A 24,520-nucleotide genomic window follows, 5' to 3' on the forward strand; every position below is an offset into this window, starting at 1 on the left:
GCGCCGATGATAGTGCGGGTTCCCGTGTGAAAGTAGGTCATCGTCAGGCTCTTACAGCCCTAGACAAGCCCCAACCAATCGGTTGGGGCTTTTCTTTTTGGGGAAATGGAAATGCGCTCTGCGCATTTTTCATAACGGCCCTTCTTCTAGCGCAGTGACACTGCACCCAACCCTCGTATTGCCATTCGAAATTCATCGGATGCAGCTCTGCGGATGCATGTGCACGCTTGAAGGCGCTCGCGCAATGGCAAACCACCTCGGTGGCGGACCCGGTCGCCTCCACCGTACCCCCTCCATCGCCGCAAGGACGGGCCAATGAAATCCGTCACGAAGCCCCCGGGTCACGGCCCACGCTGAACAGGCCAGGGCCGAATTCGAGCCAAGCTGAGGAATTGTTGCTTGGTCGTTCCTGAGCCCCAGGGCACAGTGCGCACCGGGCCCGGACTTGCGCGCCCTTCGATCCTGAAGAAAGGGCCCGCATGCACAGGCTGATCGTGATGACGAAGGGGGGAGCGCCCCGGCAGGTCGACCTGCAGGCGGGGCACACACGCATCGGGCGCGACACGCGCAACGCGGTGGTGCTCGACAGTGCGAAGGTCAGCCGGCGCCACGCCGACATCGAGGCCACCGGCAACGCCGCGGTGCTCATCGATCTGGGCAGCAGCAATGGCACGCGGGTGAACGGCCGCATGGTCCGGCGGCAGATGCTCCAGAACGGCGACCTGATCGCGCTGGGTGATGTTCAGCTTCGATTCCTGGCCGATGGCAGCGGCCGAACCGATGTCGCCACGCTGAGCCTGGCGGTGGACAGCCGCGCAGGCAGCCTCGAACGCGCCACCTTCGCCCGGATCCTGACGCCAGGCCGTTGAAGCGGGCTCAGCCCAGCAGGGCCTGTGCGAACTCGCGGGCGTCGAAGGTCTCGAGGTCTTCCAGCTTTTCGCCCACACCGATGAAATATACCGGGATCGGCCGCTCGCGCGCGATCGCGCACAGCACGCCGCCCTTGGCGGTGCCGTCGAGCTTGGTCACGATCAGCCCGGTCAGGCCCAGCGTCTCGTCGAAGGCGCGCACCTGCGCCAGCGCGTTCTGGCCGGTGTTGCCGTCGATCACCAGCAGCACCTCGTGCGGGGCGGTGGCGTCCGCCTTGGTGACCACGCGCTTGATCTTCTTGAGCTCGTCCATCAGGTGCAGCTGCGTGGGCAGGCGGCCGGCCGTGTCGACCAGCACCACGTCCTTGCCACGGGCCTTGCCGGCATTCACCGCATCGAAGCTCACGGCCGACGGATCGCCGCCCTCGTTGCTGACGATCTCGACCGTGTTGCGGTCGGCCCAGACCAGCAGCTGCTCGCGCGCCGCGGCGCGGAAGGTGTCGGCCGCGGCCAGCAGCACCGAGGCGCCTTCGGTCGCCAGGTGCTTGGTGAGCTTGCCGATGGAGGTGGTCTTGCCGGCGCCGTTCACGCCCGCGACCATGATCACGGTGGGCGTGTGGCGGCCGATGACCAGCGGCTTCTCGAGCGGGCGCAGCAGGTCGGCGATGGCCTCGCCGAGCAGGCGGCGCACCTGCTGCGCGTCGGTCGCCATCTGGCGCTTGACGCGGCCGCGCAGGTCCTCGAGCAGGAATTCGGTGGCCTTGACGCCGGTGTCCGCCATCAGCAGCGCGGCTTCGAGCTCCTCGTAGAGCGCCTCGTCGATCTGCGCGTTGACGAACACCGCCTGGATGCCGGTGCCGGTCTTGCGCAGGCCTGTCTTGAGCTTGTCGAGCCAGCCTGTGCGCGAGGGCGCGGGTGGCGCGGCCACGGGCGCGGGGGCCTGAATCGGCGCAGGCGCTGCGGCGGGTACCGCGACAGGCGCGGCGGCCGGTGCGGGCACCGCCACGGGCGCAGGGACACTGACCGGGGGTGGCGGTGGCACCGGCGCATCGCTCTTGAACCAGGTCGATGGCGAGAACACCGATTTGGCCGCCGGCGGCGGCACCGGTGCGATAGTGGCGGGCGCAGGCGCGGGCGGCACGTCGACCGCTGGCGCGGGGGGCGGAACGGCCTCGGCCGGTTTTTTCTTGAAGAAACTGAACATCAGATGGTTTTTACAATCCGACCCATTCTATGAAACACCTCTCGCCACGTCGCACAGCGTCTGGTGCGGTGCTGGCCCTGGCGCTCGCTGCGCTGGGCACCCTGCCCGTTCTGGCCCAGCCCTCCGCCCCGCCGTCTTCCGCCACCGCGACGCCCGCCGCCCTCGCGAACAAGGCCCAGACCTTCACCCTCGCCAATGGCTTGACGCTGATCGTGCAGCCCGATCGCCGCGCGCCCACCGCGGTCCACATGCTGTGGGTCCGGGTCGGGTCGATGGACGAGGTGGACGGCACCTCCGGTGTCGCACATGCGCTCGAACACATGATGTTCAAGGGCAGCAAGCTGCTCAAGCCGGGCGAGTTCTCGCGCCAGGTGGCGGCGCTGGGCGGGCAGGAGAACGCCTTCACCATGCGCGACGCCACCGGCTACTACCAGCAGATCCCGACCGACAAGCTGGAGCAGGTGATGAAGCTCGAGGCCGATCGCTTCGCCAACAACCAGTGGCCCGACATCGAGTTCCAACGCGAGATCGAGGTGGTCAAGGAAGAGCGCCGCATGCGCACCGAAGACCAGCCGCGCGCGCTGCTGGGCGAGCAGCAGAATGCCGCGGTCTTCATCGCCTCGCCGTACCGGCGCCCGGTGGTCGGCTGGATGAGCGACCTCGATGCGATGACGCCCGAGGACGTGCGCGCCTTCCACCGCGAATGGTATGTGCCGTCGAATGCCGTGGTGGTGGTGGCCGGCGACGTCGACGTCGCACGCGTGCGTGCGCTGGCCGAGAAGTACTACGGCCGCATCCCCGCGCGCGCCGTGCCCGTGCGCAAGCCGCGCACCGAGCCCGCCCAGCGCGGCATCCGGCGCGTGGACTTCAAGGCGCCGGCCGAGCAGGCCTACGTCTCGCTCGCCTTCCGCGCACCGCGCCTCGAGAGCCTGGACGGCGACAGCGACGTCTGGCCCCTGGTGGTGCTGTCGGCGCTGCTCGACGGCTACCCCGGCGCACGCCTGGACCGCGCGCTGACGCAGCGCCCCGACCGCGTGGCCGACAGCGCCGGCTCCTATGCGGGCATCGTCGGTCGCGGCCCGCAGCTGTTCGAACTCGACGGCGTGCCGGCCGCCGGCAAGACGCCCGAGGCGGTCGAGGCCGCGCTGCGTGCCGAAGTGGCCCGCGTGGCGCGCGACGGCGTCGAAGCGGCCGAGCTGGCCCGCGTCAAGACGCAATGGGTCGCGAGCCAGACCTACAAGCTCGACTCGGTGATGGCGCAGGCGCGTGAGCTGGGCAGCAACTGGGTGCAGGGCCTGCCGCTGGACGCCAGCGCGCGCATCGTCGCGCGGCTGCAGGCCGTCACCGCCGAGCAGGTCAAGGCCGTGGCCGGCAAGTACTTCGGCGACGACCAGCTCACCGTCGCCACGCTGCGGCCGCTGCCGCCCGAGAAGAACAGCCGGCCGCGCAATCCCGCCGTGCCCGAGGGCGCTCTGCGCTGAACGAAAGACGCCGCCCCATGCCCAACCTGATGATGATGAAGAAGATCGCCGGCGCCGCCGTGCTCGCGAGCGTCGGCCTGCTGGCCGCGCTCAACGCCCAGGCCGCCATTCCCATCCAGCACTGGACGCTGCCCAACGGCGCCAAGGTCTACCTGGCCGCGACCGATGCGCTGCCCATCGTCGACGTGCAGGTCGACTTCGATGCCGGCAGCCGCCGCGACCCGGCCGCGCAGGCCGGCCTGGCCGCCGCGAGCGCGGGCATGGTGCAGAAGGGCGTGCGCGCCAGCGATGCCGGCCCGGCGCTCGACGAGAACATGCTGGGCGAAGCCTGGGCCGACCTGGGCGCGAACTTCGACGCCGGCGCCGGCCCCGAGCGCACCAGCTTCTCGCTGCGCACGCTGTCCGATCCGGCATTGCTCGACAAGGCGGTGGCGCTGGCCGCGCGCGAGATCGGCGAGCCCTCGTTCCCGGCCGACGTCTGGCAGCGCGAGCGCGAGCAGATCGTCGCCGCGCTCAAGGAGGCCAACACCAAGCCCGGCACCGTCACCGCGCGCGCCTTCGCGCAGGCGCTCTACGGCACCCATCCCTACGGCCAGGACACGACCGAGGCCACGCTCGCGACCATCGACGTGGACATGATGCGCACGCGCCAGGCGCAGCTGATCCAGCCCTGCCGGGCCAAGCTCAGCATCGTCGGCGCGGTCACGCGCGCGCAGGCCGATGCGATCGCCACGCGGCTGCTGTCGCGGCTGTCGGTGCAGGACGGCGCCTGCGCCGCGCTGCCGCCGGTGCCCGAGGTCGCGGCGCTGAGCGCGCCCGCGGAAGAGCGCATTCCCTTCACCTCGGCCCAGGCCCACGTGATGATCGGCCAGCCCGGCTACCCGCGGCGCGACCCCGACCACTTCGCGCTGACCATCGGCAACTACATCCTGGGCGGCGGCGGCTTCGTCTCGCGCCTGATGAACGAGGTGCGCGAGAAGCGCGGACTGGTCTACGGCATCTACAGCGGCTTCTCGCCCGGCCTGCACGCGGGCGCCTTCCGCGTCGGCTTCCAGACCCGGCCCGACCAGGCCGACGAGGCCGTGAAGGTGTCGCGCGAGGTGATGGCGAAATTCGTGGCCGACGGCCCGACCGAGGCCGAGCTCAAGGCGGCCAAGGACAACCTGATCGGCGGCTTCCCGCTGCTGCTCGACAGCAACCGCAAGCTGCTGGGCAACGTGGCCAACATCGCCTGGAACGACCTGCCGCTGGACTACCTCGACACCTGGACCGCGCGCATGAACGCCGTGACCGTGGCCGACGTCAAGGCCGCCTTCGCGCGCAAGCTGCAGCCGCAGCGCATGGTGACGGTGGTGGTCGGCGCCAAGCCCTGACGGATCAGTCCAGCGTGTGCGGCCCGCTGCGCGCCGCCTGGAACACCGCCTCGGCCAGCCGCTTGAGCAGCGGCGGCGCGCCGCGCGCCTGCTGCCAGTAGAGCGGCACCGACATCGGCGTGTCGGGCACCAGCTCGACCAGCGTGCCCTCGCGCAGCGCCTGCGCGATCAGGCTGCGCGGGTGCATGCCCCAGCCCATCCCCGCGCAGGCCGCCTCGGCGAAGGCCTGGGGCGAGGGCAGCCAATGGCGCGGCGCCTCGACCCCGCGCGGGCAGAGGCGGCGCATCCAGCGCGACTGCAGCCGGTCCTTGCGGTCGAAGACCAGGCTGGGCGCGCGCGCCAGCGAACGCGCATGCACGCCGTCCGCGAAGTGCGCCTGCACGAAGGCCGGGCTGGCCGCCGCCACATAGCGCATCGATCCCAGCGCGCTGCTGTTGCAGCCGCTCACGGGCTTCGCCATGGCCGTCACGGCGGCCAGCACGTCGCCGCTGCGCAGCCGTTCGGCCGTGTGGTCCTGGTCGTCGACGCCCAGGTCGAGCAACACGGGCGTCTGCCCCGCGAAGGCCGCCATCGCGGGCACGAACCAGGTGGCGAGGCTGTCGGCATTGACCGCGATGCGCAGCGTCATGCGTTCCGCGTCGACCGAAGGCTGGGCGGGCAGCCGCGCGCCCAGTTCGTGCTCGAGCAGCTGCACGCGCTCGGCATGGCGGCAGAGGTGGCGGCCCGCCTCGGTCGCGGTGCAGGGCGTGCCGCGCAGCACCAGCGCGATGCCCAGCCGCTCCTCGAGCGCCTTCAGGCGCTGCGAGACCGCCGAGGGCGTGACATGGAGCGTGCGCGCCGCGCGTTCGAAGCTGCCCTCGCGTACCACCGCGGCGAGCGCATGCAGGGCGGCGTAGTCGAGCATGGTCTTAAGTTTCTCTAATCAAGGTGAAGCAATCTTAGTTTGCCTTCATGCGATGCCATCGGGACACTCGCAGCCCATGTCCAATCCCCTCTCCGCCCTCCCGCACGGCTTCGCCATGAGCCTGGTGCTGATCGTCGCGATCGGCGCCCAGAACGCCTTCGTGCTGCGCCAGGGCCTGCGCCGCGAGCATGTGATGGCGGTCGTGGTCTTCTGCGCGCTGGGCGACGCGCTGCTGGTCGCCCTCGGTGTGCTGGGCATGGCGCAGCTGCTGCAGGGGCGGCCCGGCCTGGCCGCGGCGATGGCCTTCGCGGGAGCGGCCTTCCTCGCGGCCTATGGCCTGCGCAGCCTGTGGCGCGCGCGCCGGGTGCAGGGCGGCCTGGTCGAGGCGGGCCGCGGCGCCGCCTCGCGCCGCGCGGTGCTGGCCCAGGCCGCTGCCTTCACGCTGCTGAACCCGCATGTCTACCTCGACACCGTGCTCTTCGTCGGCGGCACCGGCGCGCAGTACGCGGGCCCGGCGCGCGCCGGCTTCGTGGCCGGCGCGGCGCTCGCGAGCGCGTTGTGGTTCAGCGCGCTGGGCTTCGGCGCGCGGCTGCTCGCGCCCTGGTTCGAGCGGCCGCGGGCCTGGCAGTGGGTCGATGGGGCGATCGGCTGCACCATGCTGCTGCTCGCCTGGCTGCTGCTGCGGCACGGTCTGTCGGCCGGCTGAGCGCAGGGTGCCCGGCTGCCGTTAAGCTCGCCGCATGAAGAAGAAGGTTTCCCCAGCGACATCCGCGACCCCCAAGGTCCCCAAACACGACAAGCGCCCGCACGAAGTCCGCATCATCGGCGGCCAGTGGAAGCGCACGCGCCTGGCCGTGGCCGACAAGCCCGGCCTGCGGCCCACGCCCGACCGGGTGCGCGAAACGCTGTTCAACTGGCTCGCGAGCCTGGCCGGTGCGGGCGGCGGCGAGCTGCCCGGCTGGCACTGCCTCGATGCCTTCGCGGGCACGGGCGCGCTGGGCTTCGAGGCGGCCTCGCGCGGCGCGGCCTCGGTGCTGCTGTGCGAGCAGGATCCCGAACTCGTCACCCAACTGCAGAAGGCCAAGGCCAAGCTCTCGGCCGATGCGGTGCGCATCGAGCGCGGCCACGGCGTGACCGCGCTGGAGCGCGTGCCGGCCGGCAGCCTGACCCTGGTGCTGCTCGATCCGCCCTTCGAGAACCCCGCGCTCTACGAACCGGCGCTGCGCGCGGCCGCGCGGGCGCTGCAGCCCGGCGGCGCGGTCTACCTCGAGGCGCCGCGCCAGTGGCCCGACGAGGAGCTCGCGGCCCTGGGCCTGGCGGGCTTCCGCCATCTCAAGGCCGGGGCGGTGCATGCGCACCTGCTCCGGGCGGCCGAAGCGCCGACTGCATAATCCGCCGATTCATGCGGCAATGGCTGCACAAGGAGTTCGCACGATGTCCAGCGTGATCGCGGTCTACCCCGGCACATTCGACCCCATGACGCTCGGCCACGAAGACGTGGTTCGGCGGGCCACCCAGCTGTTCTCGCACGTCATCGTGGCGGTGGCGGCGGGTCATCACAAGAAGACGCTGTTCTCCCTGCAGGAGCGCATCGAGATGGCGCAGGAGGCGGTGGCGCCCTACAGCGACCAGGTCAAGGTCGAGAGCTTCGCCGGCCTGCTGCGCGACTTCGTCGTGGCGCGCGGCGGCAAGGCCATGGTGCGCGGCCTGCGCGCCGTGACCGACTTCGACTACGAGTTCCAGCTGGCCGGCATGAACCGTTCGCTGATGCCCGACGTCGAGACCGTCTTCCTGACGCCGAGCGACAAGTACCAGTTCATCTCCAGCACCTTCGTGCGCGAGATCGCGATGCTGGGCGGCGAGGTCGACAAGTTCGTCTCGCCTTTCGTGCAGGACAAGCTGGTCGCCAAGGTGCGCAGTCTCGGCGGGGAATGACGCCGCCGCGGCTTCATCCCCTGGGCGATGCCGCGCTGCTGTGCGAATTGCCGGCACCGGCCACGCTGGCACAGCAGCAGAAGATCTGGGCGCTGGCGCGCGAGGCCCGGCAATGGCCCGCGGTGCACGAAGTGCTGCCCGGCATGAACAACCTCACACTGCTGTTCGACCCGCTGCAGGTCGACGCGGCCGAGCTCGAGATCCAGGTGCTGGCCGCCTGGCCGCAACTCGATGCCGCGGCCGTCGACGGCCGCACCGTCGAGATCCCCGTGGCCTACGGCGGCGAGCACGGCCCGGACCTGGGCGAGGTCGCGGCCCACACCGGCCTCACGCCGGCCGAGGTGGTGCGCCGCCACAGCGCCGGCGAGTACGTGGTCTACCTGCTGGGTTTCCTGCCCGGCTTCGCCTTCATGGGCGGGCTGGCGCCCGAGCTCGCGACCCCGCGCCGCGCCGAGCCGCGCACCGCGGTGCCGGCGCGCTCGGTGGGCATCGGCGGCGCGCAGACCGGCATCTACCCGCTGGTATCGCCCGGTGGCTGGCAGCTGATCGGCCGCACCTCGCTGACCCTGTTCGATCCCACGGCCGAGGAGCCGACGCTGCTGCGCGCGGGCGACCGCGTGCGCTTCGTGGTCGAGAGCGTGGAGCTCCCATGATCGTCGTCCTCAAGCCCGGCATGCTGGCCTCGGTGCAGGACCTGGGGCGCCACGGCCATCGCGAGCGCGGCATCTGCCCGGGCGGCGCGCTCGATGCGCTGGGGCTCACCTTGGCCAACCGGCTGGTCGGCAATGCCGACGGCGCCGCGGGCCTGGAACTCACGCTGGGCGCCTGCGAATTCCGCTTCGAGACCGACACGCGCATCGCGCTGGCCGGCGACGATTTCGACGCCCGCCTCGACGGCCTGCCGCTGCGGCCGGGCTGGAGCACGCCGGTGTCGGCAGGCCAGCGCGTGGTGCTGGGCGGCGCCAACGCTTCCGCGGCCGGCAAGAAGGGCGTGCGCAGCTGGCTGGCCGTGGCCGGCGGCATCGACGTGGCGCCGGTGCTGGGCTCGCGCAGCACCGACCTCAAGGCCGGCTTCGGCGGCCACCAGGGCCGCCCCCTGAAGAAGGGCGACCGGCTGCCGCTGGGCCCGAGTCCGCTCGACGCGGCCCAGCGTGCGCGGCGCGCCTTCGGCGTGCGCACACCCGCCTGGACGCTCGAAGGCCAGGCCGACCTCGGCGACGCGATCGCGCTGCGCGTGATGCCCGGCCCCGAGTGCGAGCTGTTCACCGCCACCTCGGTCGCGGCGCTGTGGCGCGAGCCCTGGCGCCTCACGCCGCAGAGCAACCGCATGGGCAGCCGGCTCGAAGGGCCGGTGCTGGCCCGCCGCCGCGCGGGCGACATGCTGTCCTCGGGCGTGGTGCCCGGCACGGTGCAGGTGCCGCCGTCGGGCCAGCCCATCGTGCTCATGGGCGATGCCCAGACCACGGGCGGCTACCCGCGCATCGGCGTGGTGATCCGGGCCGACCTCTGGAAGCTCGCCCAGGCGCCGCTGGGCGGCACGCTGCGGCTGCTCAGGACCGACGTGGCCGAGGCGACCCAGGCCTGGGCCGCGCAGCAGCGCTACCTGGCGCAGGTGGCGCAGGGCCTGGCGGCCAGCGGATGGCCCGCAGGCCGACCGCATCCCGGCTGACGCGCGGGCCGGCCGGGCTCGGCGCAGAATCGTTTCGAAGGAGCATCCCATGCAGATCGATCTGAACGCCGACCTCGGCGAAGGCGCCGGCAGCGACGAAGAACTTCTGAAGCTCGTGAGCTCGGCCAACATCGCCTGCGGCTGGCACGCGGGCGATGCGATGACCATGCGCCAGTGCGTGCGCTGGGCCATCGACCACAAGGTGGCGATCGGCGCGCACCCGAGTTTCCCCGACCGCGCCAACTTCGGCCGCACGGCCATGCAACTGCCGCCCGAGGAGATCGTCGCCGGCGTGCTCTACCAGATCGGTGCGCTGGCCGCGATCGTCAAGGCCGAAGGCGGCACGCTGGCCCACGTCAAGGCCCATGGCGCGCTCTACAACCAGGCGGTCAAGGAGCCCGCGCTCGCCGATGCGCTGTGCGACGCGGTGCGCCATTTCGATCCGGCCTTGCGCTTCTTCGGCCTGGCCGGCAGCGGCATGATCCAGGCCGCCGAGCGGGCCGGCCTGCGGCCGGTGGAAGAGGTCTTCGCCGACCGCGGCTACATGCCCGACGGCAGCCTGGTGCCGCGCGGCCAGCCCGGCGCGCTGATCGAGGACGAGGCGCAGTCGCTGGCCCAGACCCTGTCGCTGGTGCGCGAACACCAGGTCCGGGCCATCGACGGCAGCCTGGTCGCGCTCAACGCCCAGAGCGTGTGCCTGCACGGCGACGGCGCGCACGCGCTGGCCTTCGCGCGGCGCATCCGCGACGCGCTCGAGCGCGAAGGCATCGCGGTCATGGCCTGCACCTGATCCCGCTCCTTGCGCGCGCGGCCCTGCGGGCCCGAAGCGTGAAGGATGACCTTGATGGCGCCGCGCCCAGCGGCTAAAAAGTGCGCCACAAGAATCGACAGGGAGTTGTCAACATGGAACTGCGAGACCTCGCACTGAGCGTGCGCGAGAGGCCGGAGCACCGCTACGGCTGGGTGATCCTCCAGGGCACGGGCGAGAAAAGCGTGTTCGCCCACTACGCGCTGCTGCGCAGTGCCGAACGCGACTACGACAGCTATGGCGATGCGCTGGTGGCCGGCTTCGCGGCCTTGCGCGCACTGGGCGGGCCCGACGGCCCGCGCGGCGTCGGCGCGGCCGTCGGTTGAACGGTGACGTTCAAGCGTCCGCGCTCCAGCGGCGCAGCCAGTGAAGCAGCGCCGCGTTGACCTGCGCCGGCTGCTCCATCGTGAGCATGTGGCCGGCCTGGGTGATCCACTGCAGCTCGGCCTGCGGCACCAACCCCGCGATCTCGCTGCTGCATTCGGGCGGCGTGAGCTTGTCGCCGTCGCCGCACAGCACCAGCACCGGGCAGCGCACGGCCGGCAGGTGGCGGCGCGCATCGGGCCGCTGCATGGCGGCGCGGTTCTGGCGCACCAGCTGCGTCACGCCGGCGTCGAGCACCATCTCCACGTAGCGGCGCACCAGCGCCTTGTCGGCCACCTGGGCAGGATGCAGCGCGAAGTTGGCGTTGAGCTCGATCAGTTCGCGCGCCTCGCCGCGCTCGAACATCTCGATCGCCAATTCGCGCAGCTGGAACATCTCGGGCGTCTCGGGCCGTGCGCTGGTGCCCAGCAGGGCCAGGCCGACGACGCGCTCGGGCGCCTGCTGCGCGGCGGCCATCGCGACCATGCCGCCCAGCGAGGCGCCGCACAGGATCAGCGGCCCCTCGTTCTCGGCCAGCACGGCCGCGGCCATGTGCTCGATGCGTTCGTGCCGGGTGTGCACATCGCTCACGCGGGCATCGAAGCGGGGCGGGAGGGCAGGGCGCTGGGCCTGCCAGAGGCGCTCGTCGCAGGCGAGGCCGGGCAAGAGGACTAGACGGGGCATCGCGCCATTGTCCGCGAAGCCGCGGGGTCTGCATGCGATGCGGAGACAATAGCCCGCAGCCATGACCACATCCACACCGCCTTCCACCCCCACCGACTTCATCCTGATCCGCCACGGCGAGACCGACTGGAACCGCGAACTGCGCTTCCAGGGCCACATCGACATCCCGCTCAACGACACCGGCCACGAGCAGGCGCGCCGGCTCGGCCTGCGGCTGGCGGGCGAGCCGGTCGACCTGTTCTTCTGCAGCGACCTGCTGCGCGCCCAGCAGACCGCCGCGCCCGCCGCGCAGCAGCTGGCGCTGCCGGTGGTGACGCAGGCCGCGCTGCGCGAGCAGCACTTCGGCGTGGTCGAGGGGCTGCGCGCCGAGGACATCCGCGAGCTGCATCCGCGCGCCTGGGAGCAATGGCTGGAGTTCCGCGAGGACCACGCCATGCCCGAGGGCGAATCGCCGCTGCAGTTCCATGCGCGCATCCTGGGCGCGCTGGGCGCGCTCGCGACCGCGCACGCGGGCCGGCGGCTGCTGGTGGTCACGCACGGCGGCGTGCTCGACATGGTGTGGCGCACCGCGCGCGGCCTGGGCCTCAACGGCCCGCGCCAGAGCGACATCCCGAACGCGGGCATCAACCGCATCCGCCTCGCCGATCCGGCGAACCCGGCGCAGATCGAGATCCTCGACTGGGCCGACACCCAGCACCTGGCCGACCTGCCGGCGCAGCCCAACTACGACCAGCGCCGGCACCTCAAGTCGACCTGATCGCGGGTCGGCCTTTTCAGCCGCGCGCGTGGTGCCGCGCGTAGAGGTCGAGCACGATGTCCTTCACGCCTTCCACATGCGCGGCCACGGCCTGCGCCGCGGCCTCGGCGTCGCCGCCGCGGCAGGCCGCGAGGATCAGCCGGTGGTCCTCGTTCGAGCTGCGGTTGAAGCCCGCGAGCGAGAGCTGCATGAAGGACATGCGCTGGATGTGGCCCTGCAGCATCGCGAGGATCTGCTTGGACAGCGGCTTGTCGGCCGCGCGGTAGAGCAGGTCGTGGAAGCGGCCGTTGAGTTCGCTGAAGGCCCAGGCATGGCCCGCGTCGTCCATCGCCGCGACCAGCTGCTCGGCCTCGTCGAGGTCGGTCGCGCTCAGCAGCGGTGCGGCGGTGCGCATCAGGTGCGGCTCGACCATCATGCGCAGCTCGAAGGCGTCGCGCAGCTGGTCGAGCGTGAGCGCCTTGACCACCGCGCCGCGGTTCATCAGCAGCTCGACGAAGCCGTTGGCCTCGAGCGTGCGCAGCGCCTCGCGCACCGGGATCTTGCTGACGTGGCACAGCGCGGCCAGCTCGTCCTGGCGCAGCGCTTGGCCCGGCGCGAAGAGGCCGCGCACGATCGCCTCCTGCAGCAGGCGCACGATGGCGTCGGTCGACAGCCGGCCGCCGCCGGCTTCGCGGTGCGCGCGCACCAGCGCCTGCAGCGGCGTGTCGGCGGTGCGGATCGCCTCAGGCGGACGCGGGCTGACGAGTGCCATGGCCTTCGTGGATCTTGTCGCGCACGAAGCCGCAGATCTCGTTGAACAGCGGTTCTTCCTGCATCTCGGCGCGGCGCGGCCGGGCGAAGGGCACGCGGATGTCGGCCACGATGCGCGAAGGCCGCGCGTTCATCACCAGCACGCGGTCCGACAGGAACACCGCCTCGCGGATGCTGTGGGTGATGAAGACCGCAGTCTTGTGCACCTGGTCCCAGAGCTGCGCGAGCGCGAGGTTCATGTCGTCGCGCGTGATCGCGTCGAGCGCCGAGAAGGGCTCGTCCATCATCAGCAGCTGCGGGTCGTTGATCAGCCCGCGGCAGATCGCCACCCGCTGGCGCATGCCGCCCGAGAGCTCGGCCGGCCGCTTGTCGCGGAAGGCCCAGAGGTCGGTCAGGCGCAGCAGCCGCTCGGCCTCGGCGAGGTAGTCGGCCACCGGGCGCTTCTGCGTGCGGATCGGGAACAGCACGTTGTCGAACACCGTCTTCCAGGGCAGCAGGGTCGCATCCTGGAACACGTAGCCGAAGTCGCGGCGCGGCGCGGTGACGGGGCTGCCGCCCACGCGGATGCGGCCGGCGCTCGGGGTCTCGAGCCCGCCGATCATCGACATCAGCGTGCTCTTGCCGCAGCCGCTGGGGCCGACCAGGCTCACGAAGTCGCCCTCGTCGATGTCGAAGTCGGCGCTTTCGACGGCATGCACCTGGCCGTTGCGCGTGTCGTAGGTCTTGCGCGCGCCCTGCACCGAGAGGTAGCTGGCGTCGCGGTCGGCGGCGACGGAGGTGGCCTGCAGCCAGGAGGGGGAGGAAGTCATCGTCGTCATTCGCCGAACACCTTCTGGGTCCAGCGCTCGAGCAGCGCCACCGCGCCGTAGAACAGCAGGCCGAAGCCGCACAGCACCACGATGGCCGCGAGGATCAGCGCCGTGTCGGCCTGCGAGGAAGCGAAAAGGATGAGGTAGCCGAGGCCGGCCTGCGAGGTGATGAACTCGCCCACGATCACGCCGATGATGGCGAAGGTGGTCGCGATCTTCATGCCGCTGAACACATAGGGCAGCGCGTGCGGCAGCCGCACCGAGCAGAACACCTGCCAGCTCGAGGCGGTGAGCGCGCGGCACAGCCGCAGCAGCGACTTGTCGACGTTGTCCAGGCCGGCCAGCGCGGCGATCACCACCGGGAAGAAGCTGATGAAGACCGAGAAGGTCAGGCGCGACTGGAAGCCGATGCCCAGCCAGACGATGAACAGCGGCGCCAGCGCGATCTTGGGGATCAGCTGGAACAGCACCACGTTCGGGTACAGCATGCTGCGCATCAGGCCCGAGGCGCTCAGCAGCGCGGCCAGCGCCACGCCCAGCACCGAGGCGATGGCGAAGCCGGCCACGCTTTCCCACACCGTGGGCCAGGCGTGCTGCATCAGCAGCGGGAAGGTCTCGACCAGCCGCGCGCCGATCGCGCTCGGCGTGGGCAGCAGCACCTCGCGGATGGCGAAGAAGCGCACCGCGGCCTCCCACAGCGCGAGGGTGCCGAGGGCGAACAGCAGCGGCAGGCCGATGCGGCGGAAGGCGCTGTCTTGCGCGCTCGAACTCACGAGCCCAGCATGGCGTTGTAGGGCGCCACGTTCTTGCGGATCGCGTCCCATTCGGACGTGCTGAGCCTGATCTTGCCGACGAAGCGGTTGGTCGCCAGGTCCTCGGGGCGCAGCGGCTTGGCGTCGGCCGTGAGCGCGCCGGCCTTGGCCGCGAGCGCGATCATGCCGGCCAGCGTCGGGATGCTGCTGTAGCCCATGCCGTTCTGGATCGCCTCGGGCGCGACCATGGTGGCCTGCGCCAGGCCCTGCGCGATGGCGGCGTTCTCCTTGCCGCCCTTGGCCATGGCAATCTCGGGCTGCGCCTTGTAGAGGATGTCCAGCGAGGCCTGCGGGTTCTTCAGCGTGTAGACCGCCGACTCGAGGATCGCGTCGACCATGGCCCGGCACAGGCCCGGGTCGGCGTCGATGGTCTCGCGGCGCGCGATGATCTGCGAGGCATAGAGCTGCACGCCGGCCTTGGCCCAGGGGATGAAGCGGGTCTTGACGCCCAGCGAGTCCAGCACCGGGATGCTCGAGGAGCCAATGGCGGTGATCGCGTCGACCTGCTTTTCCATCAGCGCGCGCTCGATCAGGCGGGCGTCGAGCTGCTGGCGCGTGACCTTGGCGAGGTCGATGCCGGTCTTGGCCGCGTAGGCGCTCCAGTAGGGCGATTCGGCCGAGGTGGCGACCGTGCCCACGCGCTTGCCTTCGAAGTCCTTGGGGCCGCGGATCGGCGAATCGGCCAGCACCAGGTTGCCCATCAGCGCGTCGTAGCCGACCGTGGCCAGCGCCTGCAGCGGCAGGCCGCGCGCGATGTTGACCAGCGTGCCGCCGAAGAACACCACGCCGAAGTCGAACTGCTTGTTGGCCACGGCCTGGGCCGCCGCCACCGAGCCGTTGCCGCGCGAAACCGTCAGGTCGATGCCGCGCTTCTTGAAGTAGCCCAGCTCCTTGCCGACCAGCGGCCAGTAGTTGGAGCCGTTGACCACCCAGGGCAGGGTGATGCTCATGGCCCGGGTCTGGGCGAAGGCCGGCGCGGCCAGCAGGCTGGCGGCCGAAGCGGCGCCCGCGGCCTGGAGCAGGCGGCGGCGCGACAGGGAAGAAGAGGCGAAGGTCGTGGGGATCGAGGACATGGGGACTCCAGAAGGGCTCGGCCACCGCGCGATGTTGCTGCGGCGCACCAAAAATGTATACGAAACGAGATACGCCCCAGGGGGCGTGTTCGGGCAAGCAGGTTGCGTACCACCTGCGCGCGTCGGACGAGGGGAGGCTAGCTGCGCTCGACCCAGCCGTCGGGCACGGCCTGCAGCAGCGGGCTGTCGAACACGCCCACCAGGCGGGCCGCGCGTTCGGGCCCCAGCGTCCGCTGCCAGCGCCGGCCCTGCAGCATGGCCACGCCGCAGGCCAGCACCTCGGCGTCGAGCGACTCGATCAGCCGCCAGGGCGCCTTCAGCGTGCTGCCGCTGCTGACCGCGTCGTCGACCAGCACCACGCGCTTGCCGCGCACCAGCGGCAGCAGGTTGGGGTCGAGGTAGACGCGCTTGCCGGCCGTGGGCGTGGTGATCGACTGCACCTCGCTCGACAGCGCCTCGTCGTACCAGAACTTGCGCGAGTAGCCCATGGGCACGTAGCGCGCGTGGCCCAGATGGCGCGCCACGATGGGCGCGAAGGTCAGGCCCAGCGTCGGGATGCCGATCACCACGTCGGGCTGCAGCGGCGCCAGCTTCTCGGCCAGCATCCGGCCCAGGGTTTCGATGACCTCGAGCGAGGCCTGGTTGCAGATCAGCGAGGCCACGGCCTGGGTCGGGTCGGCCGCCAGCTGGCGGATCGGCAGCATCAGCACGCGGCCGTCGGGCAGGCGCGCCGGGTAGCCGTGCTGCCAGGGGGCCTCGGGCCGGGCGAGCGTGCCGGCGTCGAGGAGCTGTTGCCAGTAGCCGGTGGTGGCTTCGGTGAAATGCGGGGTCATGGAGCGAAGAATGAAAGGCCGAGGGTGGCGCGCGCCGGAGCGCGGGCCCCGTTATAGCTGCTTTGCCGGACCGGTCAGGCGGGCAGCGGCAGCCGCAGCCCCGCATACACCTGCGCCAGCTGCCGGCGCAGGCGCAGCGATTCGGGTTGGCCGTTGACCTGCGGCTGCAGCAAGCCCTGTGCCATGGTCAGCGAGCGCTCGCTGCTCTCGCGCATCAGGGCCGCGAGCCAGGCCTGCTCGAACAGGTCGCGCTGGGCGTGGCTGCCGCCGATCTCGATCAGCCGCGGCAGCGCCAGGCCCAAGCCCTCGATGGCCCCGGCCATGTCGCCGCGCGCGTGCGCCAGCAGGCCGCGCGCGGCCGGCACGCAGACGCGCTCCCAGGCGGCGCGCGTGGCGGGCGGTGCGGTGGGTGCGAAGGCCTCGATGCCGCGCAGCAGCGTGTCGGCCTCGGGCCGGCCGGCGCGCGCCAGGCCGTAGAGGTACTGCAGGTCGAGGAAGGGCAGCACATGGTCGTCGAGCCGCGTCTCCAGATGCCCGGCCACGTCGTGCCAGCGGCCACCGACGTCGATGCCGGCCAGCTCGAAGCGCGCCAGCAGCGAGACCGCGCCGATCTGGTCCTGCGTGTAGTCCTTGACCACGCCCCAGACCTGCGTGTCGTAGACGTCCAGCGCCTCGGCGTCGCGACCCAGGTCGATCAGGAACAGCGCCACATGCCACCAGTTGTGCGTGACCATGAAGGAGTTGAGGCCGGTCCAGCTGTCGCTGACGCCGCGCATGAAGTCCAGGCCTTCGGCGAGCCGGCCTTCGGTGAGCATCACATGGCCCAGCGCATGGTGGGCCCAGGGCTCCTTGCGGCACATCGCGATGGCGCGGCGCGCGCTGGCCTCGGCCTCGCGCATCCGGTGGCATTGCTCGTGGCCGAAGGCCAGCATGCCGTGCAGGTAGGGCACGTCGGCGGCGGCCGGCAGCGCCGCCAGCGCGAGCCGCAGCATGCCCGGGCAGTCGCCGAGGTTGAAGCAGTGGTACTGGCCCAGCTTGAGCGACACCAGGTCGCGCGGGTGTTCGCGTGCCTGTTCCTCGTGCAGCGCGATCGCACGCGCGACGTCGCCGTCGACCCAGGCGGCCACGGCCGCGATGAAGCGCTGCTCGCGTGCGCTGGCGCGCGCGGCGCCGGCCTGTGCACGGTCGAGGAAGGGGCGGGCGTTGGGCACCGCCTCGCGCGACTCGGCGAACATGTGCAGCGCGGCGCAATACGCCTGCACCAGCGGGCTGGGGTCCTGCGCCGCGGCCAGCACGTTGGCGGCGCGGGCCTCGCAGGCGATGAAGCCGCCGACGAAATCGTTCAGCGGCCCGAGGCTGGCGGGATCGTCCAGCGTGAGGGGGTTGCCGAGCAGGTCGATGCCGTGCATGGCTTTTTCCGCCGCTTCAGTCCGCCGGCGGTTGCGGCCAGGGTTTCTGCGCGCCGCGGATCTGCTCGAAGGCGCGCGACACCTGCAGCACGCCGAGGTCGTCGAAGCGCTTGCCCGCGATCTGCAGGCCGATGGGCAGGCCCGCGGCCGAGTAGCCGCAGTTGACCGAGGCGGCCGGCTGCTCCGACATGTTGTAGGGCACGGTGAAGCCGATGTGCTCCAGCGGCCGCAGCGGGTCGTTGGTGGGCGAGGGGTCCTCGGCCGGTGCCGGCATGTTGGGCGAGACCGGCGAGATCACGTAGTCGAAGCGCGCGCAGGCCTCCACCGTGGCCACGCGGGTCGCATGGAACTGGCTGAAGGCGCGGAACACGTGGTCGCCGCTGAAGTCGGAGGCGCTCTCGGCCCAGGCGCGGATGTAGGGCAGCACCTTGGCGCGCTGCGCGCCCGGCAGCGCGTTGAGGTCGACGAAGGAGCGCATGCGCCACAGGTGGTCCATGCCGTCGAGCATGGCCTGCGACATGAAGGGCTGCATCGGCTCGACGGTGGCGCCGGCGCGCTCGAACAGGCGCGCGGCCTCGTTCACCGCGGCCAGGATCTCCGGGTCGACCGGCAGGCCGCAGCCGGCTTCGAGCAGCAGGCCGATGCGCAGGCCGCGCAGGTGGCCCGGATCGACCGCGAAGGCCGACCAGTCGATGTTCTGCGCGGGCAGGCTCATGCTGTCGCGCGCGTCGGGCCGGGACAGCACCTGCATCATCAGCGCGGCATCGGCCACGGTGCGGGTCATCGGTCCAGCGGCGCGGCCCATGTAGGGCGGGTCGATCGGGATCCGGCCCAGGCTGGGCTTGAGCGTGAAGATGCCGCACCAGCCCGCGGGCAGGCGCAGCGAGCCGCCGATGTCGGTGCCGATGTGCAGCGGGCCGTAGCCCGCGGCCGCCGCCGCGCCCGCGCCGGCGCTGGAGCCGCCGGGGGTCTTGCGCAGGTCCCAGGGGTTGCGCGCCAGCGTGTGGAAGCTCGAGAGCCCCGAGGACAGCATGCCGTAGTCGGGCATGGTGGTCTTGCTCACGATCACCGCGCCGGCTTCCTTGAGCCGGGCCGCGGGCGGCGCATCGGCCGCGGCCGGGCGCAGCGTGACGGCCGCGGTGCCGGCCGGCAGCGGGTCGCCCTTGGTGGCGATGTTTTCCTTGATCGTGGTCGGCACGCCGTCGAGCGGACCGCGCGCTTCGCCGCTGCGCCAGCGCGCCTCGGAGGCGCGCGCCTGCTCGAGCGCGGCGTCGGGCCGCAGCAGCCAGGTCGCGCCCAGCTGCGGCTCCCAGCGCGCCACATGGTCGAGCACCGACTGCGTCACCTCGACCGGCGACAGGCTGCCGTCGCGGTAGGCCGCGCCCAGTTCGGCGGCACTCAGGTCGTGCAGCGGCCGGGTCATCACCAGGAGAGGGCGGACAGGTCGTTGGCGAAGATCGGCAGTTCCTTCCACAGGCCCTTGACGTTCTTCTTGGCGATGGTCGGGAACTGCGGCTGGAACAGGAAGCCGTTGGCCGCATCGGCCGCGAGCATCTTCTGCGCGTCGCCCAGCAGCTTGTTGCGCTCGGTCACGTTGCCCGTGGTCTTGATCTTGTCGAACAGCGCGACGAAGGGCTTGGACTGGTAGCCCCAGTAGTAGTCCGACTTGGCGTAGTTGCCCAGGTCGAAGGGCTCGACGTGCGAGACGATCGACAGGTCGTAGTTCTTGCTGCCGTAGGTGCCGCTGAGCCACTGCGCCCACTCGACGTTCTGCACCTTGACCACGATGCCGATCTTGGCCAGCTGGGCCACGACCATCTCGCCGCCCTGGCGCGCGTAGGGCGGCGGCGGCAGCGTCATGGTGAGTTCGAGCGGGGTCTTCACGCCGGCTTCGGCCAACAGCTTCTTGGCCTTCTCGATGTCGAAGGGGTTGACGCCGGTGGTGTCGACATAGCCCGGCGCGCCGGGCACGTAATGGCTGCCGATGGGCGTGCCGAAGCCGTCGGCCGCGCCTTCGATGATCGCCTTGCGGTCGAGCGCGGCCAGGATGGCGCGGCGCACGCGCACGTCGTCCAGCGGCTTCTTGGCGTTGTTGATCGCCAGGATGGTCTTGGCGCGCGAACCGGCCAGGATGGTCTGGAACTGCGGGTTGTTCTTGAACTGCGCCACGATGCGGGTGGCCGCGCGCGGGAACGCGTCGACGTCGCCGGCCAGCAGCGACGCGGCCTGCGCGGCCGGGTCGGAGATGAAGCGGAAGGTGATCCTGTTGAGCTTGGCCTGCGCCGGGTTGCGGAAGCCGTCCCACTTGCTGAGCACCAGCGAGGCGCCCTTGTTGTAGGTGTCGAGCTTGTAGGGGCCGGTGCCGATGGGCTTGGCCGCGTTGGTGTCGGCGCTCTTGGGCTCCACGATGATGGAGGTGGCCTGGCCCAGCACGAAGGGGAAGTCGGGATCGATTTCCTTGTTGAGCAGCACCACCGTGTGCTCGTCGATCACCTGCACGCCGATGTTGGCGAAGGTGCGCTTGTCCTTGTTGGTGCTCTTCTCGTTGCCCGCGCGCTCGAAGGCGAACTTCACCGTCTGCGCGTTGAAGGGCTCGCCGTTCTGGAACTTCACGCCCTTGCGCAGGCGGAAGGTGTAGGTCTTGAGGTCGGGCGAGATGTCCCAGCTCTCGGCCAGCAACGGCGTCACGCTGCCGTCGGGGTTGATCTTGGTCAGCGTCTCGAAGATGTTGTAGAGCACCACTTCAGAGATCGACACGGCCGCGCTGGTCGTCGGATCCAGGCCCGTGGGTTCGAGCGTCATGCCCAGCACCATCGCGTCCTTGCGGTTCTGTGCGAGCGCGAAGGTCGGCAGGGCCGAGGCCACCGCGGTCGCGGCGGAAGCGGTGAGGACGGTACGGCGTTTCAACATGGGCAGGCTCCAGGCAAAGACAGGAAGAAGGAAAGTGCAGACCTTATATCAAGCGGGCTGTGCCCGCGCGCGCACCGGGGGCTCGGCGCGCGGCACGGCCGCCAGCAGCGCCTGCGTGTAGGGGTGCTCGGCGTGGGCGAACAGCCGCAGCGGTTCGCCGCGCTCGACCACCACGCCGCGGTGCAGCACGCAGACCTCGTCGCACAGGTGGTTGACCACCGCGAGGTCGTGGCTGATCAGCAGGTAGCTGATGCCGAACTGCTGCTGCAGGTCCTGCATGAGGTTGAGCACCTGCGCCTGCACCGACACGTCGAGCGCGCTCACCGGCTCGTCGGCCACGATCAGCTTGGGCCGCGTGATCAGCGCGCGCGCGATCGCGATGCGCTGGCGCTGGCCGCCGGAGAACTCGTGCGGGTACTTGCCCAGGTCGGTGCTGCGCAGGCCCACGGCGGCCAGCGATTCGGCCGCGCGTTCGCGCTGCTCGCTGCGGCTGGTCTCGGCCAGGGCTTCGAGCGGCTCGGCCACGATGCGCCCCACGGTCTGGCGCGGGTCGAGCGAACCGTACGGGTCCTGGAACACCATCTGCAGGTCGCGCCGCGCGGTGCGCAGTTCGGCGCGCGGCAGCCGGTGCAGGTCGCGGCCCAGCAGCTTCACGCTGCCGGAGGTGGGCTGGTCGAGTGCCATCACGAGGCGCGCGATGGTCGATTTGCCCGAGCCCGATTCGCCGACGATGCCCAGGCTGCGTCCGGCCTCGACACGGAAGCTCACGCCGTTGAGCGCCTGCACCAGCGGCGGCGGCGCGAACAGCTTCTCGCGCGGCAGCGCGTAGTGGCGCACCAGGTCGGTGACTTCGAGCAGGGGCGTGGTTGCGGTGGGGGTCGTCATGCCACGGCCTCCTCGGTGGCCAGCGCCTCGTCGAGCCGCAGGCAGCGCGCCAGGTGGCCGTGCGGCAGCAGCGTGGCGGGCGGGCGCGTGGTGTGGCAGGCATCGACCGTGAGCCGGCAGCGGCCCGCGAAGGGGCAGCCGCGCGGCAGGTCGACAAGTTCGGGCACGCTGCCGCGGATGGTCGCGAGCCGCGTGCCGCGCGGGGCGCCCAGCGCGGGGCGGGCCGCGAACAGGCCCTGGGTGTAGGGGTGGGCGCGGGCCGCGAACAGGGTGTCGGTCGGGCCGCTCTCGACGATGCTGCCGCCGTACATCACGGCCATCTTCGAGACGCTCTGCGCGATCACGCCCAGGTCGTGCGAGATCAGGATCAGCGCCATGCCGCGCTCGGCCACCAAGCCCTGGATCAGGTCGAGGATCTGCTTCTGGATCGTCACGTCCAGCGCGGTGGTGGGCTCGTCGGCGATCAGCAGGTCGGGCCCGCAGGCCAGCGCCATCGCGATGCCGATGCGCTGGCGCTGGCCGCCGGAGAACTGGTGCGGATAGGCGTCGAGCCGCGAGGCCGGGTCGGGGATGCCGACGCGTTCGAGCAGCGCCAGCACCTCGGCGCGCGCCGCGGCGCCGGTGAGCCCGCGGTGCAGCCGCAGCGGCTCGCCGATCTGGCGCACGATGGTGTGGACCGGGTTCAGCGCCGTCATCGGCTCCTGGAAGATCATGCCGATGCGGTTGCCGCGGATGCGGCACATGGCCTTCTCGCCCAAGCCGACGAGCTCGGTGCCGTCGAACTTGATGCTGCCCGTGACCTTGGCGCTCGCGGGCAGCAGGCCCATGAGCGACATCACGGTGATCGACTTGCCGCAGCCCGATTCGCCCACGATGCCCAGCGTCTCGCCGCGCTCGAGCGTGAAATCGATGCCGCGCACGGCCTCGGCCGGGCCGCGCTGCGTCTGCAGGCCGATGTGGAGGTCTTTGACTTCGAGGAGGGGCATGGGGTCAGAAAGCGGGATCGGGCAGCCGGGCGCAGAGGGCGCAGAGATGTCGCGGAAGTCGCAAAAGAGGCGCAGCAAGAATCTCGATGTCTTTTCTGCGTTCTTTGCGAAATCTTCGCGTCCTCTGCGTTCGGATGTCCGTGTTCATTCAGCGTGCCCTCGCCAGCCGCGGGTCGAGCAGATCGCGCAATCCGTCGCCCAGCAGATTGAGGCCGAGCACCGCGAGCGCGATCGCCAGGCCGGGGAACACCGCCAGCAGCGGTGCCTGGAACATCAGGGTCTGGGCTTCGGCGAGCATGCGGCCCCACGAGGGCTGCGGCGGCTGCGTGCCCAGGCCCAGGTAGGAGAGCGCGGCCTCGGCCAGGATCGCGATCGCGAAGCGGATCGTGATCTGCACGATCAGCACCGCCGAGATGTTGGGCAGCACATGCTGCAGCGTGATCGAGAAGCCGCCCTTGCCGCAGGCGCGCGCCGCCGCGATGTACTCGCGCGACCAGATCGCATTGGCCGAGGCGCGCGTGATGCGCGCGAAGGTCGGGATGTTGTAGATGCCGATGGCGACGATCGCATTGACGATGCCCGGGCCGAACACCGCCGTCATCATGATGGCCGACAGGATCGCGGGGAAGGCCAGCGAGAAGTCGCTGAAACGCATGATGGCTTCCTCGACCCAGCCGCGCCGCGCGGCCGCGAGCAGGCCCAGCGCCGTGCCCACCACCAGGCCGATGCCGACCGCGATCAGGCCCACCAGGATCGAGGCGCGCGCGCCCACCAGCAGCAGCGAGGCCACGTCGCGGCCGAAGGGGTCGGTGCCCAGCCAGTGCGAGAGGCTCGGCCCCTGCAGCTTGCTCGCCATGTCCATCTCGTAGGGCGACCAGGGGGTCCAGACCAGCGAGACGGCGGCGGCCAGCAGCAGCAGCAGGGTGAGCACCGCGCCGATGACGAAGCTGCGGTGGTGCAGCGCGCGGCGCCAGAAGCCGGGCACCTTCATGGCGGTGGGCGCCAAGGTGGGGAGCGCGCTCATATGTCTGAAGCCTTGATGCGCGGGTCGATCACGGCGTAGAGCACGTCGACCACGAAATTGACGATCACCACCAGCGCGGCCAGCAGCATCACGCAGTTGCGCACCACGACCAGGTCGCGGTTGCTGATGGCCTGGAAGATCAGGCGGCCCAGGCCGGGCAGGTAGAACACGTTCTCCACCACGATGGTGCCGGCCAGCAGCTCGGAGAACTGCATGCCCATCACCGTGATCACCGGGATCATCGCGTTGCGCAGCACGTGCGTCCAGAGCACCATGCGCTGCGACACGCCCTTGGCGCGCGCGGTGCGCACGAAGTCCTCGCGCATCACCTCGAGCACGGCCGAGCGCGTGATGCGCGCCAGGATCGCGGCCTGCACCACGGCCAGCGACAGGGCAGGCAGCAGCAGCGACTTGATGCCCGCAAACACGCCTTCGCCCCAGCCGTCGAAGCCGCCGGCCGAGAACCACTTGAGCTGCACCGAGAACACCAGGATCAGCAGGATCGCGAACCAGAAGTTCGGGATCGCGATGCCCACCTGCGTGAGGCTCATGAGTCCCACGTCGCCCAGCTTGTTGTGGCGCGCGGCGGCGGTCACGCCGACCAGCAGCGCGAGCACGGTGGTCAGCGCCATCGCCATCACCGCCAGCGGCACGGTCAGCGCGAGCCGTTCGAGGATCAGGTCGAGCACCGGCGAGCTGTAGGCGTAGCTGTTGCCGAGGTCGCCGGTCAGCAGGCCGCCGATCCAGTGCCAGTAGCGGGTCCAGGCCGGCTGGTCGAGCCCGAGCTGCGTCGCGAGGGCGGCGACGGCGTCGGGCGGCGCATCAGGGCCCAGGAGCAGCTGCGCGGCATTGCCGGGCAGGATTTCCAGGACCAGGAAGACGATGATGGAGGCACCGATCAGCGTACCGATCAGTGTCGCGAAGCGCTTGAATAGAAACAGACTCATGGGGCGGGGCGCAGCATAACCCGACTCCCGCAACA

26 protein-coding genes are annotated in these 24,520 nt (G+C 71.0%); 11 read left to right on the forward strand and 15 right to left on the reverse strand.

Going from position 1 to position 24,520, the window contains the following annotated elements:
* Nucleotides 1-479 precede the first annotated feature (479 nt).
* The gene (locus QTI20_RS11060; RefSeq protein WP_286556217.1) at nucleotides 480-869 is read left to right on the forward strand and encodes an FHA domain-containing protein; all 390 of its coding nucleotides are present in this window, start codon (nucleotides 480-482) and stop codon (nucleotides 867-869) included.
* Between the two features lie 7 nt (nucleotides 870-876).
* Here the strand turns inward: QTI20_RS11060 and ftsY are convergent, their stop codons facing one another.
* Nucleotides 877-2,073: a signal recognition particle-docking protein FtsY gene (ftsY, locus tag QTI20_RS11065; RefSeq protein ID WP_286556218.1), complete on the reverse strand. Its 1,197-nt coding sequence runs from the start codon at nucleotides 2,071-2,073 to the stop codon at nucleotides 877-879.
* A 29-nt stretch (nucleotides 2,074-2,102) separates the two neighbouring features.
* Between ftsY and QTI20_RS11070 the strand changes: the two genes are divergently transcribed.
* Both QTI20_RS11070 and QTI20_RS11075 read left to right on the forward strand, forming a co-directional pair.
* Nucleotides 2,103-3,554, forward strand: a complete 1,452-nt coding sequence (locus QTI20_RS11070) for a M16 family metallopeptidase (RefSeq protein WP_286574195.1) — start codon at nucleotides 2,103-2,105, stop codon at nucleotides 3,552-3,554.
* Nucleotides 3,555-3,571: 17 nt separating this feature from the next.
* On the forward strand, nucleotides 3,572-4,927 hold the full coding sequence (locus QTI20_RS11075; protein ID WP_503011461.1) for a M16 family metallopeptidase: 1,356 nt from the start codon (nucleotides 3,572-3,574) through the stop codon (nucleotides 4,925-4,927).
* Nucleotides 4,928-4,931: 4 nt separating this feature from the next.
* Here QTI20_RS11075 and QTI20_RS11080 read toward each other — a convergent pair whose 3' ends face one another.
* On the reverse strand, nucleotides 4,932-5,831 hold the full coding sequence (locus QTI20_RS11080) for a LysR family transcriptional regulator ArgP (RefSeq protein ID WP_286556221.1): 900 nt from the start codon (nucleotides 5,829-5,831) through the stop codon (nucleotides 4,932-4,934).
* 76 nt (nucleotides 5,832-5,907) lie between these two features.
* Between QTI20_RS11080 and QTI20_RS11085 the strand changes: the two genes are divergently transcribed.
* From QTI20_RS11085 to QTI20_RS11115, 7 genes are all read left to right on the forward strand, one after another.
* On the forward strand, nucleotides 5,908-6,537 hold the full coding sequence (locus QTI20_RS11085) for a LysE/ArgO family amino acid transporter (protein WP_286556223.1): 630 nt from the start codon (nucleotides 5,908-5,910) through the stop codon (nucleotides 6,535-6,537).
* Between the two features lie 34 nt (nucleotides 6,538-6,571).
* The gene (locus tag QTI20_RS11090) at nucleotides 6,572-7,222 is read left to right on the forward strand and encodes an RsmD family RNA methyltransferase (protein ID WP_183025500.1); all 651 of its coding nucleotides are present in this window, start codon (nucleotides 6,572-6,574) and stop codon (nucleotides 7,220-7,222) included.
* Nucleotides 7,223-7,265: 43 nt separating this feature from the next.
* Entirely contained in the window at nucleotides 7,266-7,766 is a 501-nt protein-coding gene (gene coaD / locus QTI20_RS11095) for a pantetheine-phosphate adenylyltransferase (RefSeq protein WP_183025499.1), read from the forward strand.
* Nucleotides 7,763-8,419, forward strand: coding sequence for a 5-oxoprolinase subunit PxpB (gene pxpB, locus QTI20_RS11100; RefSeq protein WP_286556225.1), 657 nt, complete (start codon nucleotides 7,763-7,765; stop codon nucleotides 8,417-8,419). The genes coaD and pxpB overlap by 4 nt, the downstream gene beginning before the upstream one ends.
* The gene (locus tag QTI20_RS11105) at nucleotides 8,416-9,435 is read left to right on the forward strand and encodes a 5-oxoprolinase subunit C family protein (RefSeq protein ID WP_286556227.1); all 1,020 of its coding nucleotides are present in this window, start codon (nucleotides 8,416-8,418) and stop codon (nucleotides 9,433-9,435) included. Before pxpB ends, QTI20_RS11105 begins: the two co-directional genes overlap by 4 nt.
* Nucleotides 9,436-9,484: 49 nt before the next feature.
* Nucleotides 9,485-10,225 carry a 5-oxoprolinase subunit PxpA gene (gene pxpA, locus QTI20_RS11110; RefSeq protein ID WP_286556229.1) on the forward strand — a complete coding sequence of 247 codons (741 nt, stop codon included), beginning with the start codon at nucleotides 9,485-9,487 and terminating at the stop codon, nucleotides 10,223-10,225.
* A 113-nt stretch (nucleotides 10,226-10,338) separates the two neighbouring features.
* A complete protein-coding gene (locus QTI20_RS11115) occupies nucleotides 10,339-10,569 on the forward strand; it encodes a hypothetical protein (protein WP_286556232.1) in 231 nt (76 codons plus the stop codon).
* A 10-nt stretch (nucleotides 10,570-10,579) separates the two neighbouring features.
* Here QTI20_RS11115 and QTI20_RS11120 read toward each other — a convergent pair whose 3' ends face one another.
* On the reverse strand, nucleotides 10,580-11,290 hold the full coding sequence (locus QTI20_RS11120) for an alpha/beta fold hydrolase (RefSeq protein WP_286556233.1): 711 nt from the start codon (nucleotides 11,288-11,290) through the stop codon (nucleotides 10,580-10,582).
* 61 nt (nucleotides 11,291-11,351) lie between these two features.
* Between QTI20_RS11120 and QTI20_RS11125 the strand changes: the two genes are divergently transcribed.
* Nucleotides 11,352-12,047, forward strand: a complete 696-nt coding sequence (locus QTI20_RS11125) for a histidine phosphatase family protein (RefSeq protein WP_286556235.1) — start codon at nucleotides 11,352-11,354, stop codon at nucleotides 12,045-12,047.
* A gap of 16 nt (nucleotides 12,048-12,063) precedes the next feature.
* On the opposite strand, the gene QTI20_RS11130 is transcribed toward QTI20_RS11125, so the two are convergent.
* The 12 genes from QTI20_RS11130 to QTI20_RS11185 all read right to left on the reverse strand — a co-directional run bounded on the left by QTI20_RS11130 (nucleotide 12,064) and on the right by QTI20_RS11185 (nucleotide 24,485).
* On the reverse strand, nucleotides 12,064-12,798 hold the full coding sequence (locus tag QTI20_RS11130; protein WP_286556237.1) for a GntR family transcriptional regulator: 735 nt from the start codon (nucleotides 12,796-12,798) through the stop codon (nucleotides 12,064-12,066).
* Nucleotides 12,770-13,606 carry an ABC transporter ATP-binding protein gene (locus QTI20_RS11135; RefSeq protein ID WP_286556239.1) on the reverse strand — a complete coding sequence of 279 codons (837 nt, stop codon included), beginning with the start codon at nucleotides 13,604-13,606 and terminating at the stop codon, nucleotides 12,770-12,772. The genes QTI20_RS11130 and QTI20_RS11135 overlap by 29 nt, the downstream gene beginning before the upstream one ends.
* A 5-nt stretch (nucleotides 13,607-13,611) precedes the next feature.
* A complete protein-coding gene (locus tag QTI20_RS11140) occupies nucleotides 13,612-14,379 on the reverse strand; it encodes an ABC transporter permease (RefSeq protein WP_286556241.1) in 768 nt (255 codons plus the stop codon).
* Nucleotides 14,376-15,491 (reverse strand): ABC transporter substrate-binding protein, encoded by a 1,116-nt coding sequence (locus QTI20_RS11145; protein WP_286556242.1) that lies wholly within the window; start codon nucleotides 15,489-15,491, stop codon nucleotides 14,376-14,378. Before QTI20_RS11145 ends, QTI20_RS11140 begins: the two co-directional genes overlap by 4 nt.
* Before the next feature lie 137 nt (nucleotides 15,492-15,628).
* Nucleotides 15,629-16,324 carry a phosphoribosyltransferase gene (locus tag QTI20_RS11150; protein WP_286556244.1) on the reverse strand — a complete coding sequence of 232 codons (696 nt, stop codon included), beginning with the start codon at nucleotides 16,322-16,324 and terminating at the stop codon, nucleotides 15,629-15,631.
* A gap of 74 nt (nucleotides 16,325-16,398) precedes the next feature.
* Nucleotides 16,399-17,733 carry a tetratricopeptide repeat protein gene (locus QTI20_RS11155; RefSeq protein ID WP_286574197.1) on the reverse strand — a complete coding sequence of 445 codons (1,335 nt, stop codon included), beginning with the start codon at nucleotides 17,731-17,733 and terminating at the stop codon, nucleotides 16,399-16,401.
* Between the two features lie 16 nt (nucleotides 17,734-17,749).
* Entirely contained in the window at nucleotides 17,750-19,156 is a 1,407-nt protein-coding gene (locus QTI20_RS11160; RefSeq protein ID WP_286556246.1) for an amidase, read from the reverse strand.
* A complete protein-coding gene (locus QTI20_RS11165) occupies nucleotides 19,156-20,643 on the reverse strand; it encodes an ABC transporter substrate-binding protein (protein ID WP_286556248.1) in 1,488 nt (495 codons plus the stop codon). Before QTI20_RS11165 ends, QTI20_RS11160 begins: the two co-directional genes overlap by 1 nt.
* 48 nt (nucleotides 20,644-20,691) lie before the next feature.
* The gene (locus QTI20_RS11170) at nucleotides 20,692-21,528 is read right to left on the reverse strand and encodes an ATP-binding cassette domain-containing protein (protein WP_286556250.1); all 837 of its coding nucleotides are present in this window, start codon (nucleotides 21,526-21,528) and stop codon (nucleotides 20,692-20,694) included.
* Complete coding sequence (locus QTI20_RS11175) at nucleotides 21,525-22,514, reverse strand: ABC transporter ATP-binding protein (protein WP_286556251.1); 990 nt, start codon at nucleotides 22,512-22,514, stop codon at nucleotides 21,525-21,527. Before QTI20_RS11175 ends, QTI20_RS11170 begins: the two co-directional genes overlap by 4 nt.
* Before the next feature lie 148 nt (nucleotides 22,515-22,662).
* A complete protein-coding gene (locus QTI20_RS11180) occupies nucleotides 22,663-23,538 on the reverse strand; it encodes an ABC transporter permease (RefSeq protein ID WP_183025482.1) in 876 nt (291 codons plus the stop codon).
* Nucleotides 23,535-24,485 carry an ABC transporter permease gene (locus QTI20_RS11185; RefSeq protein ID WP_286556252.1) on the reverse strand — a complete coding sequence of 317 codons (951 nt, stop codon included), beginning with the start codon at nucleotides 24,483-24,485 and terminating at the stop codon, nucleotides 23,535-23,537. Before QTI20_RS11185 ends, QTI20_RS11180 begins: the two co-directional genes overlap by 4 nt.
* Nucleotides 24,486-24,520: the final 35 nt, after the last annotated feature.

This window comes from Variovorax sp. J2P1-31, assembly GCF_030317215.1.
Lineage (GTDB): Bacteria > Pseudomonadota > Gammaproteobacteria > Burkholderiales > Burkholderiaceae_C > Variovorax.